Source organism: Olleya marilimosa CAM030, from assembly GCF_000518485.1.
Lineage (GTDB): Bacteria > Bacteroidota > Bacteroidia > Flavobacteriales > Flavobacteriaceae > Olleya > Olleya marilimosa.
The window spans coordinates 52,845-69,161 of sequence record NZ_JADR01000008.1 but is presented as its reverse complement, the minus strand read 5'-3'; the positions used below and the strand labels follow the sequence as shown (position 1 = coordinate 69,161).

The 16,317-nt window shown below is 31.4% G+C and carries 11 protein-coding genes; 3 read left to right on the top strand and 8 right to left on the bottom strand.

What is annotated here, in order from left to right:
• Window positions 1-14 precede the first annotated feature (14 nt).
• Window positions 15-1,289, top strand: coding sequence for a rod shape-determining protein RodA (gene rodA, locus M890_RS0110395; protein WP_028283480.1), 1,275 nt, complete (start codon window positions 15-17; stop codon window positions 1,287-1,289).
• Between the two features lie 131 nt (window positions 1,290-1,420).
• Here the strand turns inward: rodA and M890_RS0110390 are convergent, their stop codons facing one another.
• Window positions 1,421-4,144, bottom strand: coding sequence for a TonB-dependent receptor (locus M890_RS0110390; RefSeq protein WP_028283479.1), 2,724 nt, complete (start codon window positions 4,142-4,144; stop codon window positions 1,421-1,423).
• Window positions 4,145-4,176: 32 nt separating this feature from the next.
• Window positions 4,177-5,079 (bottom strand): GLPGLI family protein, encoded by a 903-nt coding sequence (locus M890_RS0110385; RefSeq protein ID WP_028283478.1) that lies wholly within the window; start codon window positions 5,077-5,079, stop codon window positions 4,177-4,179.
• 156 nt (window positions 5,080-5,235) lie between these two features.
• On the opposite strand from M890_RS0110385, the gene M890_RS0110380 reads away from it, so the two are divergent.
• Both M890_RS0110380 and M890_RS0110375 read left to right on the top strand, forming a co-directional pair.
• Entirely contained in the window at window positions 5,236-6,015 is a 780-nt protein-coding gene (locus tag M890_RS0110380; RefSeq protein WP_028283477.1) for a hypothetical protein, read from the top strand.
• Between the two features lie 2 nt (window positions 6,016-6,017).
• The gene (locus M890_RS0110375) at window positions 6,018-6,632 is read left to right on the top strand and encodes a deoxynucleoside kinase (RefSeq protein WP_028283476.1); all 615 of its coding nucleotides are present in this window, start codon (window positions 6,018-6,020) and stop codon (window positions 6,630-6,632) included.
• A gap of 97 nt (window positions 6,633-6,729) precedes the next feature.
• Here M890_RS0110375 and M890_RS0110370 read toward each other — a convergent pair whose 3' ends face one another.
• From M890_RS0110370 to M890_RS0110345, 6 genes are all read right to left on the bottom strand, one after another.
• Window positions 6,730-7,773, bottom strand: a complete 1,044-nt coding sequence (locus M890_RS0110370; RefSeq protein WP_232219147.1) for an App1 family protein phosphatidate phosphatase — start codon at window positions 7,771-7,773, stop codon at window positions 6,730-6,732.
• A 34-nt stretch (window positions 7,774-7,807) separates the two neighbouring features.
• Window positions 7,808-10,228 (bottom strand): sodium-translocating pyrophosphatase, encoded by a 2,421-nt coding sequence (locus M890_RS0110365; protein ID WP_028283474.1) that lies wholly within the window; start codon window positions 10,226-10,228, stop codon window positions 7,808-7,810.
• 252 nt (window positions 10,229-10,480) lie between these two features.
• Window positions 10,481-11,008: an inorganic diphosphatase gene (locus M890_RS0110360; protein ID WP_028283473.1), complete on the bottom strand. Its 528-nt coding sequence runs from the start codon at window positions 11,006-11,008 to the stop codon at window positions 10,481-10,483.
• Window positions 11,009-11,242: 234 nt separating this feature from the next.
• Window positions 11,243-12,337, bottom strand: a complete 1,095-nt coding sequence (locus M890_RS0110355; RefSeq protein ID WP_051437506.1) for a methyltransferase — start codon at window positions 12,335-12,337, stop codon at window positions 11,243-11,245.
• Between the two features lie 264 nt (window positions 12,338-12,601).
• Window positions 12,602-15,103 (bottom strand): DUF5686 family protein, encoded by a 2,502-nt coding sequence (locus M890_RS0110350; protein ID WP_028283471.1) that lies wholly within the window; start codon window positions 15,101-15,103, stop codon window positions 12,602-12,604.
• Between the two features lie 78 nt (window positions 15,104-15,181).
• Window positions 15,182-16,159: a pyruvate dehydrogenase complex E1 component subunit beta gene (locus M890_RS0110345; protein WP_028283470.1), complete on the bottom strand. Its 978-nt coding sequence runs from the start codon at window positions 16,157-16,159 to the stop codon at window positions 15,182-15,184.
• Window positions 16,160-16,317: the final 158 nt, after the last annotated feature.

Genomic DNA, 16,317 nt, shown 5'->3' with positions numbered 1-16,317 from the left:
AGCTAAAGCAAAGCATGAGGCAAACTGATAGATATTATAAATTTGATTGGCTAACAATCTTCCTGTTTTTTATTCTAGTCATATTTGGTTGGGTAAATATAATTTCTGCATCACACTCAGGAGAAGCATTAGAGTTTACAAACTTCTCTCATTTTTATAGTAAGCAATTAGTCTTTATTGGATTATCCATTGTTTTAATTATTTTGGTCTTATCCATCGAGTCTAAGTTTTACGAGCGATTTTCAAGTATTATTTATTTTATTGCATTAATATCCTTAGCTGGTCTTTTTGTATTTGGTAAAAATATAAATGGAGCAACTTCTTGGTATCCAATTGGATCGTTCACCTTTCAACCAGGAGAATTTGCAAAGGTTGCTACAGCATTAGCTGTTGCTAAATATGTAAGCGACTTAAATACAGATATTAGGCGTTTTAGTGACCAACTTAAAACGTTTGCTATAATTGTTGTTCCTGCTTTATTAGTTTTATTACAACCAGACGCTGGAAGCGCAATTGTATATGGTGCATTTTTCTTTGTATTATACAGAGAAGGATTACCACACATTTACTTAATAATTGGAATTTTATTAATATTACTTTCCATTTTTGCTTTAAAATTTGGCGTTGTTAGCACGTTACTTATAACAGCCATTGTGGTGCTTACCTACTACTTTACAAGAAAAAAGAAACCATCAATAATACAACCATTAATTGTAATACTGCTATGTACTTCTCTAGCGTTTACGGTTCGCTTTTTTTATGAAAACGTATTGCCAGATCATCAAAAGGATCGTATTACTGTTTGGCTAAGTTTAGAAAAAGATCCAGATAAATTAGAACGAATGAAAAAGACCGTTGCTTATAACCTTAACGAGTCTGAAAAAGCAATTAGTAGTGGTGGATTTAAAGGAAAAGGATTTTTAGAAGGAACGCGTACAACAGGAAATTTTGTACCAGAACAGCATACAGATTATATTTTTAGTACTGTTGGTGAAGAATGGGGTTTTATTGGAAGTTTCCTAACAGTTGTAGTTTTCTTACTTTTAATAATAAGAATTTTAGTTTTAGCCGAAAGACAAAAAAATCAATTTAGTAGAATGTATGGCTATGCTGTAGGTGCCATCTTATTTTTACACTTTTTAATTAATATTGGCATGGTGATGGGATTAATACCTACTATTGGTATACCTCTACCCTTTTTTAGTTATGGTGGTTCTGGACTTTGGGGTTTTACGATTCTTGTATTTATTTTTATTAAACTAGACTCTAACCGTATTAACCAATGGTAATACCATTAAAAGTTACACTTACCTAATCTTAAACACTCAACCAAGCATACAACAATATTAAGACTACTCTATATAAAAAAGCCCTTTAAACTATTGTTTAAAGGGCTTTTACCTAAGACTAATTATGTGACTTATAGATTATATATAAATCTAGCAGTTAAAAATCTTGGTTGTATAAAGTACTCACTAGTACTTACTGAAAAAGCTCCATTACTATTTTGTATTCTAGAATCTGTATCCAATAAGTTAGTAGCCTTTAACTCATACTCCCATTTACTATCACTTGTTTTACGGTAGGCTAAATTAGCATTCCATAATCCAAAACTATTACTATTACCATCAATAGTTTGACGACTATAAGTATAATCTGTTTTAAATGTAAACTTTTTAAATATCAACGCATCAAACTCAACAGCTGGTGCATTTGTATAAATTTTTGTTCTTCTTGTACCTTGATCGTTATCATTAATTCCGTAAGTATAACGCAACTCAAAGTTAGGTGCATCTCTAAAATTTGATCTTAACTCTGTAGTATAGTTTTGACTGTAGTTTTGATTTTCAGAAACCTGAGTATTAATAAATTGATTAAACTTAGAGTAATTAAATGTTCCCCTAACGCTTGCTTGTAGTTTACCAAAACGTCTTTGAAAACGACCACTAGCACTTAAACTCTCATCTTCTAAACCAGAGTTATAAGGTGTACTTGTTCTAATAACTGATCCAGGTTGAAACTCTGATACGTTTCTAATATTATCAATGTTTTTAGAGTAATTGATAAAGGCAAATACATTAGTGTAATTAAACATATTAAAGCTAAAGTAGCTTAAGTTAATGTTATGTGACAATGCACTTTCTAATTCTGGATTACCAATAAATTGCGAGTTATAATTATTTAAAACTAAACCTTGAGCAAATTGGTTTACATCTGTAAACTGCGTTTGCATTTTGTATGATAGGTTTAAATTTTCAGTCCCTTTTAATTGCACGCGTACATTTAAATCAGGAAGTACTCTAAAAAAGTTATCCGTTGTTGTCGTATTAAACTGGTCATTAACTGCACTATAAGCATGTGCAGATAAACCTGGACTAATTGTAAATTTACCAGTTTTAAATCGGTAATGCGCTCCAAGATAAATATCACTAAACGTATATTTAATATCATTTACATCAGACACTCCTGGTATTGACGTGTTGGTATCAACCTCGCTTCCATCATCCAAAGTTTGAAACACATTAGAATCAAATTGTTGATTACTATAAATAGTCCCAACAGTAAAGTTTATATCACTCTTTTTATTTAAAATATTCCAATAGTCAACTTTAGCATCTAATTGGTTTGTCTTAACTCGTTTTTGTTGATTTACATCATAGGTAACCTGTGTACCATCTAATCCAAGACCTACTGCTGTATTATCAAATGGATCTGCAGAACTTGTTGGATCATTTTGTAATAATGCGTTATAAAACGGATCTTCATCTTGTAATAAATGCTGAATAGATAACGCGAAAATATTATCTTCATCCATGGTATAATAATAATTCAGGTTTTGATTTATTTTATACGGATTAGTTTCTTCAAACTGATCAATTGGTCCTACTACATTAGAAAAAGTTCCATTTAATTGTTGATCTTTAGAAGTACGTCCAAGTATATCATAGTCTAATTGATTATTAGCATTAGGCTTATACTTTGCACTAAATTTAACTAATCCAAGGTCACTTTTTTGTTGTGTATTACTTGATGTTGTCTCATCTGGAATACCTAAAGTTTGGTCTGTATATAACACTTGACTATCTTCTTGTAATTCAATCCTGCTACTAGCAAAAATTGCAAAACCACTAACATCCAAAACACTTGTTGGAGAGTAACTAAAGTTAGCTGCACCAAATTTGGTATTTAAACTTTTAGCTTGATTATTTTGAAGCTGTCTAAAACCTAAATCATTGCTTCCTAAGCTGATATTGGTACCACTTTGTTGACTAGGTTGTTGGAATCCACCTGAAAAATTAAATATATCTCGTCTAGACAATGCTAACTCTCCAATGTTGTTTAAATCACCAATAAAGTTGATACTTTTTTTAGGACTGTAGTAAAATAATTTAGGTTGCGCTAAATACAACTCTCCACTACTAGAGTCTCCTGCTCCAGCTGTTATTGTACCAAACCAAAAGTTTTTCTTACCTTCTTTTAATTTAATATTAATAGCGATATTATCTTGATTATTAGTCACACCACTTAATTGTCCAACTTCAGAATAATTCTTTAAAACTTGTACTTTATCAATAGCATTTGCTGGAATGTTTTTTGTTGCTAATTTAGTGTCGCCATCAAAAAACTCTTTACCATCAATCATGACTTTACCAACCTTTTTCCCTTCAATCTCTACTTCTCCATCATCATTTACCTCAACACCTGGCATCTTCTCTAGCACATCACCAAGTTTACGTTCTGTTCCGTTTTTAAAAGAATCTGCATTATAGGTTATTGTGTCACCACTAATGGTAACAGGCATTTCATAGGTGATTTCAATTTCATCTAAACTATTATCCATAGCCATTACATAATCTTTAGAAATATCAGTTTCTTTGGTTTGAATGGTTTCAGAAATTTGTTTCATTCCAATATAACTAACTTGTATGCTATATGATGAATTGACATCTAAATTTAATTTGTAACGTCCTTTATCGTTAGTAATTGAATAAGCTTCTAATGTTTTTGTAGCTTGATTTATTGCAACAACATTTGCTAATTCTAGTCCGTAACCTGTACTATCTTTAACGACACCTTCAAACTTAACTTGTGCAAAGGTTGTGCTTACTACTAAAAACAGTAGTACTGAAAATATGTGTTTCATTTGTTTTTTTGATTGGTTTTTATTGAAAAAAATTAATTTCTACCTCTTCCACCACGCGATCTAAACATCTCACGCATTTCCTCCATTTTTTTCTTAACAGTATCTTGGTACTCTTCCATTGATACTTCTTTTCCTTTAGAAGGTTTTTTTATTTCATTTTTATCAGAAGGATTCATAACAATTTTAGAACATAAAATAGTTGTTCTACCAGCATTAACTTCTAATATTAAACCAGGAAGTCCCCAATACTCACCAGGACCACTATTTACAGGTATATCCATAGTATACCAAGCAGTAACTTCAATCTCTTCCGGAATTTCAATATCTTCAAAAGGATCTTTTGGTGCATCAGTTTTTGTGCTATCCTTTTTTACTTCAGCAACTTCTTTTTTGTCGTCCTCTTTTTTATCCTTATCATTACCTCTTCTTCTCATATTGGTCCAATCTGCAGCGTCTACTTTTTTGGTAGCAGTTGCTTTAAAAGCAGTGTATTTACCTATTTGCTTAGACTCGCCACTCATTTTCCAATCTAATTTTACTAAACTATCTTTAATTAAAAATTGTTTACCAAAAAACTCCTGATCTTGCAACAACAAGTTTTCTTTTACGTTTTTATATATCGTTCCTGCAGCCATTCCACCCATCATGAAACCTCTTCCTCCACCAGGTGCTTCTAAAGCTTCGTCTTCTTTGTAAGTAGATTCTGTTTTATTAAAATCCAAAATAAATGTTTTTTCAAGCATCGTTTTCATACGCTCCATTATCATTTTTTTTCGCTCTGGACTTAACTCACGACCACCAAAGTTATCCATATCCATCGTTGTTTTAGACATGTATGTGGCTTGACCTTGAAAGCCATCTTGTGCAAAAACACTTGACGTGATAATCAAAACTAACAGTGTTGCTAAGTTTTTAAAAGTTGATTTTAATTTCATTTTATTTAAATTTTGTTGTTTGAATATTTTTAAATTAGACTATTAATATTGTTTAGGGTTTAATCCATAACTGTTAAAAGTTTGTAATATTTATATTAGTCTACTAGACCAACAATTTGTTACAAGTTTGGTTTAGTTTTTGTACATTGTTACCCAATGAAACCACTAATAATTTTATTTTTTTTAACGACAGTATCGTTGTCTGCACAAAACAAAATTTTGGTAGATCTTACAGGTAAGGATAGTCTAAATGTCGACGTATTTATTTCAAAAAATAATTTTGAAAACCTGTACTACATAAAAGACAATGTGCTTTTTAAAAAATCTGATAAGCAAACTATTAATTATAGTAATATCCAATTAGGCAAAATCACGTCTGTACATACTTTTAATCCACTAAAAATTAATGTACTATATAGCGACCTTAATACCGTTGTTATATTGGATAATAGGTTAGCTGAAGTATCTAAATTGGATTTTAATCAACAACAACCTTATAAAAACATTTCTCATATAACCACTGGTTTTGATAATACCATTTGGTTATTTAATCAAGATTTTCAGTACTTAGAGCTATACGACTATCAAAATAAAACATCACGTTATAAAACAATTCCTGTTAGTTCCAAAGTTTTAGACTTAACAAGCAATTATAACTATTGCTGGTTACTTACAGAAAACAATTTGTATTGTTATAATTATTTTGGAAGCTTAGTATATAAGTTTAAAAATGAAGGTTATACAAATATTAAGGCCTACAATGAGAATTTAATACTTCAAAAAGCAAATGATTTGTTATTTTACAATAATAAAACAAAAACTATAAGTGCTATCAACATACCAAATATGTTAATAAGTCAGTTTTTTGTAACCAACCAAATCCTTTATATTTACACTCGCAAATTACTTTATCAATACCAACTTAAAACAGACTAACTATGCACGTTGCCATAGCAGGAAATATAGGCGCAGGAAAAACGACGCTTACTAAATTATTAGCCAAACATTTTAACTGGGAGGCTCAATTAGAAGACGTTGTAGACAACCCTTATCTTGACGATTTTTACAATCAAATGGAACGCTGGAGTTTTAACCTACAGGTTTACTTTTTAAATAGTCGTTTTAGACAAGTATCACAAATTCGCGAAAGCGGAAGAGACATTATTCAAGACAGAACCATATATGAGGATGCACACATCTTTGCACCCAATTTACATGCAATGGGCTTAATGACCAATCGCGACTTTGAAAACTATAAATCTTTATTTGAATTAATGGAAGGTTTTGTTGAAGGTCCAGATTTATTAATTTACTTACGCAGCTCTATACCAAATTTAGTCTCTCAAATACACAAGCGTGGACGTGATTATGAAAACTCTATTAGTATTGATTACCTAAGCAGACTTAACGAACGTTATGAAGCTTGGATCCATGGATACAATAAAGGTAACTTATTAGTTATTGATGTTGACAATATGGATTTTGTTGCAAACCCAGAAGATTTAGGTACAATTATTAATAAAATAGACGCAGAGATTAACGGTTTATTTTAAACTTAATTCTGCTTTTTTTTTAAGATTGTACAATTAAAATATATTTATTAAAAAGGTCACATATTTTATATGTGACCTTTTTAATTTAGCTTTAAACCTATTTAATTAGACCATTTGCTCTTGCGTGTAAAATAGCATCTTTACTAGAGTTTACCAACAACACTGGTGTAGTATTATAGTCATTAAGTAAGCTTTTAACGCGTTTAATTTTTTTACTATCATTTACACTTCTTAAATAAACTGCTTTAATACGATTAGGAAATGTATTTACTATTTCTAGATAAATATCTGGATCATGCTCTCCACTATCACCAATTAATATAAATGAAAAAGCAGGATAGGTTTTTAATATATTTTCTATTTCTAGTTGTTTTTCAGGTTTACAGGTCGATGATTTTTTCTTAAAGATAGTTCTGAAACTTCTAAGTAAAATTGGTCCTTTTGGAAAATTATTTTTTTTAAGAAAAAACTCTAAATATCTATATAAGTTCCAGGGACTATGACTAACATAAAAAATTGGATTAGTCTTGTCCCCATTTGGTCCTATATGTAGTAAATGATAAAACTCTGCAGCACCTTCTAAAGGTGTTCTGTTTTGCGCATGTTTAAAAAACGTATTATACAACACACGCCACTTTAATATAGACACAACACCTGTGTGTAATATAGTGTCATCAATATCACTAATAACCCCAAAATCACAATTTTGATTAGGTATCAGTATTTCGGCAGGAAATTTATTTTGATTTTGTATGGTACGCTTTAATGTTGCATCGTCATAAGACACCTCTATATTTAGCCAACCTTCAGAATTTATTAGAGACTCAATGTTTTCTATTTCCTTATCGATTTTATAATAACCATCTTTGTCTGTTTTGGTATAAAAGACTTTATTATTAGGTAAGGTTATTTTAATCTTAGTATTTTTTATTTCATCTGACTCAAATCTTTTCCAAGTATTTAATACCAGAGCTAATAGGCTTTTTTGTTCTAAGTCGATGGTTTCATCTTCCAACGCACGACCACGATGGTATAATCGCTTAGATGTACCATAACTTGAAAATGAAATTATTTGTAAAGGATCTTTCTTAAACCAACTCATCACATCAAATATAATATAAAAAAAACCTGCTAATGTCATTAGCAGGTTTAAAATTTACATTTCTAATAAAGTACTAGCCTTTTTTGACATTAATTTTTTTAATTACTTTTTTATTCTCTTCATTTGCTAGATTGTTAGAGGCTTCAAAGTCTTTTAATTTGGCATCAACATCCTCTTTACTTCCTCTAAATTTTTCCTCTTTAATAACCTCTTTACCATCAATAATTACCGAATAGGTTATTGTTGCTTCAGCAATATTATCCGTAACCACCATCTCCTTTTCAATATTTATTTCTTCAATATTAGACACTCCAGTGTCCGCATGACCTCCTAAAATTGGAGCAATCACTAAACCTATTAAACAAGTTAACTTAATTAAAATATTCATTGAAGGTCCAGAAGTGTCTTTAAATGGATCTCCTACTGTATCTCCAGTAACTGCTGCTTTATGTGCATCACTTCCTTTAAAGGTCATCTCTCCATTAATTTCTACTCCAGCTTCAAACGATTTTTTAGCATTGTCCCATGCACCTCCAGCATTATTTTGAAAAATTGCCCAAAGCACTCCACTAACTGTTACACCTGCCATGTAACCTCCTAACATTTCGGCAATTGCTAAATGCTTCATTCCAAAAATCATAGGAACAAAAGCAATTACCAGCGGAAAACCAATAGTTAATAAGCCTGGTAACATCATTTCTTTTAAAGAGGCTTTAGTTGAAATAGCCACACACTTATCGTATTCTGGTTTACCAGTACCTTCCATTATTCCTGGAATATCCCTAAACTGTCTACGCACCTCTTCTACCATTTCCATAGCTGCTTTACCTACAGCATTCATTGCTAATGCTGAAAAAACTACTGGCACCATTCCTCCAACAAATAACATAGCTAAAACTGGTGCTTTAAAAATATTAATTCCGTCAATTCCTGTAAATGTAACGTAAGCTGCAAATAAGGCTAACGATGTTAGTGCTGCAGAAGCAATTGCAAAACCCTTACCTGTTGCAGCAGTTGTATTACCAACCGAGTCTAATATATCTGTACGCTCTCTTACAATTGGTTCTTGTTCACTCATTTCGGCAATACCACCTGCATTATCCGATATTGGTCCAAAAGCGTCTATTGCTAATTGCATTGCTGTTGTTGCCATCATTGCTGATGCTGCTAAAGCTACTCCATAAAATCCTGCTAAAGCATATGATCCCCAAATTGCTCCAGCAAACAATAAAACTGAAGGAAATGTAGATATCATTCCTGTTGCCAAACCTGCGATAATATTGGTTCCTGCTCCTGTACTAGATTGTTGTACAATATTTAAAATTGGCTTTTTACCTAATCCTGTATAATATTCAGTAACTGATGAAATAACAGCTCCAACAAATAATCCTACTAACGTAGCAAAAAATACACGCATGGAAGATATTTCAAGAGTACCTTCTCCAAAAAATTTCATTTGCATAGTTTCTGGCAACATCCACGTAACTAAACCATAACAAGCTGCTGCAACTAATGCAATAGATGTCCAGTTACCAATATTTAATGCTCCCATTACTTGAGCCTCCTTGGCGTCGTTATTTTTAATTTTAACTAACATCGTTCCGATGATAGAAATAATAATACCTGCACCAGCAATAGACATAGGTAATAAAATTGGTCCAATACCACCAAAAGCATCAGTAATTGCTCCACCCATATCTTTGATTACATAATTACCCAAAACCATTGCTGCTAAAACGGTTGCTACATACGATCCAAATAAATCGGCTCCCATACCTGCAACGTCCCCAACATTATCTCCTACATTATCCGCAATTGTAGCAGGATTACGAGGATCATCTTCCGGAATACCTGCTTCAACTTTACCTACTAAATCGGCTCCTACATCTGCAGCTTTAGTATAAATACCACCTCCAACACGTGCAAATAATGCAATTGATTCTGCGCCTAGAGAGAATCCTGCTAACGTTTCTAAAACTAAAGTCATATCATCCGTATTTGTCCAACCATCTGGCATAAATACAAACTTGTAAAAAATAATAAAAAACGCAGTTAGACCTAAAACTGCAAGTCCCGCAACACCTAGTCCCATTACTGTACCTCCACCAAAAGAAATTTTAAGTGCTTTTGGCAAACTTGTTCTGGCTGCTTGTGTTGTTCTTACATTTGTTTTGGTTGCTATTTTCATTCCTATATTTCCTGCAAAAGCAGAAAACACAGCTCCACAAATAAAGGCGATTACAATTAAATAGCTTGTAGTTGGCACAAAATAAGCAACTACCGCAAGTAGTGCACTTACAATAAATACAAATATTGACAACAATCTATACTCGGCATTTAGAAATGCTAATGCTCCTTCGTAGATGTGATCCGAAATTTCTTTCATCTTTCCATCTCCTGCATCTTGTTTCATTACCCAAGACTGTTTTATAACCATGTAAATTAAGCCTAAAATTGCCATAGCAATAGGCATATAAATCATCATTGATTCCATATTAGTTTGTTTGATTAGTTTTTAATTACTGCTAAAGTAACAAAATCAAACAGAAGTCAAAATATTAACATCGCAATTTTTTAACAATAATTTTACATTTATATTAATTTTATGAGAATAACAATTATATATAATTAGAAATAGAAATTAAATTAATACATATTAAAAATAGCCCCAATCTTGTTAATAATGTATAAAAAAACCCTTTCAATAATAATTGAAAGGGTTTTAATAAAGTTTTGGTTTAATTACTTAGATAGTAAAATCTCCATTTGTTTTGTGCTCACTATTTTCATAACGCTCAACACATTTGTTTAATATGTCATAAGCTTCTTTAGCATCTCCCCATCCACCAACATCAACTTTCTTTTTCTCTAAATCTTTATAAACTTGAAAAAAGTGAGTAATTTCTTTAATTCTGTGCGGATTTAAATCCTCGATATCATTACAGCTATTCCAAATTGGATCTGTAACTGGTACACATATAATTTTTTCATCTGGACCTTTTTCATCAGCCATATGGAATACACCAATTGGTTTAACTTCCATAACACACATAGGAAAAGTTGGCTCTGTCCCCATTACTAAAACATCTAATGGATCTCCATCTAATGCTAATGTTTCTGGTATAAAACCATAATCTCCTGGATACATCATTGAAGAAAACAACATGCGGTCAAAACGGATTTTGTTTAATTCAAAATCGTATTCATACTTATTTCTACTTCCTTTAGGTATTTCAATTAATACGTCAAATGTCTTTTTTCCAGATGGACTCATATTATATTATTTTAGTTTTCCGTCAAGCGGAATTTAAATTTTGCTTTACTTTTTCGGCTTGCAAAAGTACAAGATTATTTAGGTTTTGACAAGAGAAACGCTTTGATTTTTACTTACTTTACTATTTTAAATCTAAGTGTGATGAAAAAAAAGACTATAAATAACAACTTACTGACTTAGTAGTTAGACATAGCTATTAATAATCTTTAATTAGTTTTAGCTAAAATCTAATTATTACAAATGCTTTAATACCCAAAGCTCAACTGCTTCTTCCGCTCTCCAATGTTGATCTCGTTTGGTTTTACCTGATGCCATTTTTACATTTCTTTTTAAACATTTTTCTAATATAAATCGTCCACCTTCTGCAAGTTCTAATTCAATTGGATGTTGTTTGTTTACTTTGGTAATTTGAGCAAGATTAGAAAATATTAAAACCAATTGTCCTTCTGGTAATAGTAGTTGTTTAGCCTTTTTAAAAAATTGAGTAAATAAGTTTTTATCATAATAAATAGCTTCGTCCAACATATTTAAATTAGAAGATTGTGGTAACCAAGGTGGATTAAAAACAATTAGCTCTGTTAGTTGATTAGCATTTGCAAAAAGATGACCAAAATCTAAAGTAATTTTTCTTGATAACTTGGTATCCTTTATAGTATTAGTTAAGCCTACAATAGCATTTGGGTTAGTATCTGTACCATATACTTTTTGAAAACCATGTTTTAGCATCTGAAAAGACAATACTCCACTACCAATTCCAACATCTATTGCATTTTTTTTTGGTCCATCATAACGGTTTAACCAATTATCAAAAAGTATTAAATGATCAAATCGTGTTGGAAAATAAGTACCGTAAAACGGATAAATTTTATTACGTAGTACAGGAATAGATATTCCGTTTTCATACCATTGCCAAGCACTATTTAACCCTTGTATTTTTACAAATGGTAATAAAAAGTCGCTAGTTTCTGGATAAAACTTTTCTAACCAACCTATAAATGGTGCTTTTTTAACTACTAATTTATAATTAATAACTTCAATTAAAATTAGTTGAGAAAGCTTGTTGTATTTAGACCTATACTCACGCTGCTCCTTAAATGATTTATTTATGTACTTTTTTTGAAGATGTACTTTTAGGGCTTTTAATAAACTTAAACCATTACTATAAAATGCTGTAATCAATACAGGATGACCAGCTTCTAAAGTTTTTATTGTTAACTTAATATCTGTATTACTACTAAACAGCATTAGTTGTTTATCTGTAATAATTATCTCTGGTTTGTTTAATTTGCAATTAGTTGCACTACTACCTTCTGCATTGGTTATTCCCATTATTTTGTATTGAAACGAATTGCAGAGTAATGAGGTGCGCAAGGCGTAAGATTAAAATCACTATAAGTAATCATGTTCTAACAATCAGGCATTAATTTGACTGTTAGTGTTTCAATAATCAAAATAAAAAAATAGAGGCTTTAAATAAAAAGACTCTGCTTTTTGCTTAAACAATACAAAAAGCTAATTACTACTATAAATAAGACTATAAAGGTAGCTTATAATTAATCAGAAATTTAAAATATGTTATAATTGGGTTAACTATTAAAAATAAAAGCCAAAGCTTCCTGTAACACCAAATTTTCTAGCATCTGGATTGGTAACAGCATTTAAGTAATTACCTCTAAAGTTAAAATCTATTCTTAGTACTTTAAATATATTACCTACTCCAACACTATATTCGTAATACGCATCTTTACTTGGTGCTCTATATATTAATCCTGACGCATTAATATCTTTATTTTGTTGAGATACATCTCCTATAACTCCTCTTGCTCCAACAATAGCTCTTAAATTATATTTTTTTAAGAATGGAATACGAGAAAATAGTCGTCCGTTAAAATTATGCTCTACGTGTAAAGTGGCATACTCGTCTGTAACAAACTCGTAAAAATCTAAATTAGAAAATGTATTATAGATAGAGAAATAACTTTGGTTTCCTGGCACAACACTTAGTAACCCTAGTGGTACTTCTCCATAGGTTTTACCTGCCTCTACAGTTGTATATAGACGTCCAAAACCACCTAATGACCATGGTTGCGTATATGAAAATTGTAATTTTGTATAATCAAAATCACTGTTTAAAACACTTTTATCTCCAACTGTTATTTGTGCAAACAACCTTGCAAAGTCATCGTTTTTAGTTCGTCTTTCTACACCGTAACCTGTCATTTCTCTATTAGGAAAAAAGGACATTGAAAAAGCTGTTTCGTATTGCTTAACTTCAGATTTAGTTGTGGATTGTGTAGCGTCTGTAAAATAGTCTAAACTAAATGTTGGAGAGGCTGACTCTAAAGTTCTATAACTTCCGCTTAGGCGTGTAACTAAATTACGAAATGGCTCTGCTTCGATAGATAATGTACTTAGATTTATGTTAGTTAGTTTATCATTTGTTCCTGTTCCAACTACTGCACTACTGGCTAAACTTCGTCCTAATACATCTGTACTAGTTGTTAAACTTGCTCCAATTTGCTCGACATCACGCCTGTTACCTCCTGCAATAATTAATCGACTACGCTTATCTAATAACCATTTACCTGATAGTCCATATTTAAATTTATCGTCTTTAAAACCATAAGCTGTAAATCCTTCTATACGCCATAAATCGTTTTGCCCAAAGTAGGTACGACCTCCTGCTCTTAGCCTTACACCTTCTACTGCATTATAACCAAAGGTTGAAAAAATTGGTCCATAGTCTAAATTAAGTTGTGGAAACTCAACATAACCTGAGGCTAATATGCTTCCTAAATTATAAAGACGTTTAAACTTTTGTGTGTTTTTTAAAGAGTCTAACATGACGTAGACACCTTTTTCGTCTTTACTTAAAGATTCCATCCTATTTTGTTCCCAAAAACTATCATCTTGATTATAGATGTCTTGGTCAAAACTATATACTTTTTCTTTGTAAAATTTAGGGTCTTTTACTTGATCAAAGGTATAGTTATCATATAGTGTGGTACGTTTACCGTAAATTCCTTTTGATTTTTCCTTTTTGTTAAATGCAAAATCACTCATGAAGTAATCTCGCTTTATTAAAAACACCGAGTCATTTAATACTTCAAATTCTTGCTCAATATAGATTTCTTTAACCCAGTTTATATTAGCACTTTTAGAGGCTTGCATGTTAATTTCTTTAATAGCAAATGTGGTATCTGCAACCCAAAAATCACCTTTAAAAGTTAATTCGTTTTTTCGTCTAGGATAGTAAATAATATTGTAACACCATTTGTTATCTATAAAACTACTGTCTGCTAACACATAGTTATAGGTCTGAATTCCGGTTCTAGAAATTGGACTAGTAAAACTTTTATCAAAAAACTTTAAGTAGTTATCATACACATCGTAGTCTGAATATAGGTCATCCACAAAGTCTATTATTATTTGGTTATTACTAAAACCTGAGTTTTTATTACCTTTTAATACTTCACGTTTTGCATTTATAATGTTGTCACCATATACTTGGCTAGAGGACTCATTAATAAACATTGGCAGATACGTTTTTCCGGTAACGTTAGAGGTGTCCACTTGCTCAAATACAAACTCCATACCTTTAAATAGTTTACTTTCCATTAAAGAACTATCAATTGTATTAAGATCAAACTCGACTTTTTCGTATTTATCGTATTGGTATTGCTTATATTTTTTTAATCCATTACTACGTTTATTGGCCCATATTTTTCTTAAAATGTCAATAGCTGGATTATTTTTTTTGGATTGCTTACCAGATACTATAACAACTTCATCTAATGCTGCAACTTCTTCTTTTAAAATAATTTTTAAGTCGTAGTTTACTTTTTTAGTTAGTTTAATTTCTTGAGTTTCAAAACTTATAAATGATATAGAAAGCGTGTCCCACGTATTACTGTCTTCCATATAAAAGCGACCTTCTTCATTGGTAATTACACCTATTGAAGAGCCTTTAAATATAACATTTGCAAATGACACAGGTTGATTAAACTCATCAAACACAACACCACTAACTTTAGTTTGTGCTACAGCAAAAAGACTTCCGAAGAAAAAAAGGATACAAAAAAGTTTACTATTCATTATGTGGTTATTTAATACAAAAAGCTTCATCAACAATCGTGCTAATGAAGCTTTTGATAAATCTAAAGTACTATTTTTTTATTTATACATTACTTTTTTAACAGCAGTGATCACATCTTTATGGTCTGGTAACCACTCTGCTAACAATACTGGAGAGTAAGGCGCAGGTGTATCTGCTGTATTAATTTTTATAACTGGTGCATCTAAGTAATCAAATGCCTCGCTTTGTACTAGGTATGTAATTTCAGTAGCTACGTTACCAAAAGGCCAAGCTTCTTCTAAAACAATTAAACGGTTAGTTTTTTTAACTGATGTTAATATAGCATCTCTATCCATTGGACGTACTGTACGTAAATCGATAATCTCACATGATATACCTTCTTTAGCTAGCTGGTCTGCTGCGATATAAGCTTCTTTGATAATCTTACCAAAAGATACGATAGTTACGTCTGTACCTTCTCTTTTTATTTCGGCAACTCCTAAAGGTATTGTATATTCTCCTTCTGGCACTTCACCTTTATCTCCATACATTTGCTCACTTTCCATAAAGATCACAGGATCGTTATCACGTATAGCCGATTTTAATAAACCTTTTGCGTCATAAGGGTTAGATGGCACGACTACTTTTAATCCTGGTGTGTTTGCAAACCAGTTTTCAAAAGCTTGAGAGTGTGTTGCTGCTAATTGTCCTGCACTTGCAGTAGGACCTCTAAATACTATTGGGCAATTAAATTGACCACCAGACATTTGTCTAATTTTAGCTGCATTATTAATAATTTGGTCAATACCAACTAAAGAGAAGTTAAAAGTCATATACTCTACAATCGGTCTGTTACCAGTCATGGTAGATCCAATAGCTATACCAGCAAATCCAAGTTCGGCAATTGGTGTATCAATTACACGTTTTGCACCAAACTCGTCTAACATCCCTTTTGATGCCTTGTAAGCACCATTATATTCTGCTACTTCTTCTCCCATTAAAAAAATGCTTTCATCTCTACGCATTTCTTCGCTCATGGCTTCGCAAATAGCTTCTCTAAATTGAATTGTCTTCATCTAAATAATAATTTGAAAAGCAAAAATAACAATAAATGAAAAACTTTAGACTAAAGAATTATTTAAAATTTACTATGCATGCATAGTATTTTTTCGAAATAAAATAATTATCTTCGTATCCGTAAGATTTAAGCGCATTTTTAACGCTTAAATTTGTT

What these genes read in the sequence shown, in the direction of transcription:
- M890_RS0110350 (WP_028283471.1), bottom strand. Translation starts at nt 15,103, where the DNA reads ATGAATAGTAAACTTTTTTGTATCCTTTTTTTCTTCGGAAGTCTTTTT.
- M890_RS0110355 (WP_051437506.1), bottom strand. Translation starts at nt 12,337, where the DNA reads ATGGGAATAACCAATGCAGAAGGTAGTAGTGCAACTAATTGCAAATTA.
- M890_RS0110380 (WP_028283477.1), top strand. Translation starts at nt 5,236, where the DNA reads ATGAAACCACTAATAATTTTATTTTTTTTAACGACAGTATCGTTGTCT.
- M890_RS0110345 (WP_028283470.1), bottom strand. Translation starts at nt 16,159, where the DNA reads ATGAAGACAATTCAATTTAGAGAAGCTATTTGCGAAGCCATGAGCGAA.
- M890_RS0110385 (WP_028283478.1), bottom strand. Translation starts at nt 5,079, where the DNA reads ATGAAATTAAAATCAACTTTTAAAAACTTAGCAACACTGTTAGTTTTG.
- M890_RS0110360 (WP_028283473.1), bottom strand. Translation starts at nt 11,008, where the DNA reads ATGAGTCCATCTGGAAAAAAGACATTTGACGTATTAATTGAAATACCT.
- M890_RS0110370 (WP_232219147.1), bottom strand. Translation starts at nt 7,773, where the DNA reads ATGACATTAGCAGGTTTTTTTTATATTATATTTGATGTGATGAGTTGG.
- M890_RS0110390 (WP_028283479.1), bottom strand. Translation starts at nt 4,144, where the DNA reads ATGAAACACATATTTTCAGTACTACTGTTTTTAGTAGTAAGCACAACC.
- M890_RS0110375 (WP_028283476.1), top strand. Translation starts at nt 6,018, where the DNA reads ATGCACGTTGCCATAGCAGGAAATATAGGCGCAGGAAAAACGACGCTT.
- rodA (WP_028283480.1), top strand. Translation starts at nt 15, where the DNA reads ATGAGGCAAACTGATAGATATTATAAATTTGATTGGCTAACAATCTTC.
- M890_RS0110365 (WP_028283474.1), bottom strand. Translation starts at nt 10,228, where the DNA reads ATGGAATCAATGATGATTTATATGCCTATTGCTATGGCAATTTTAGGC.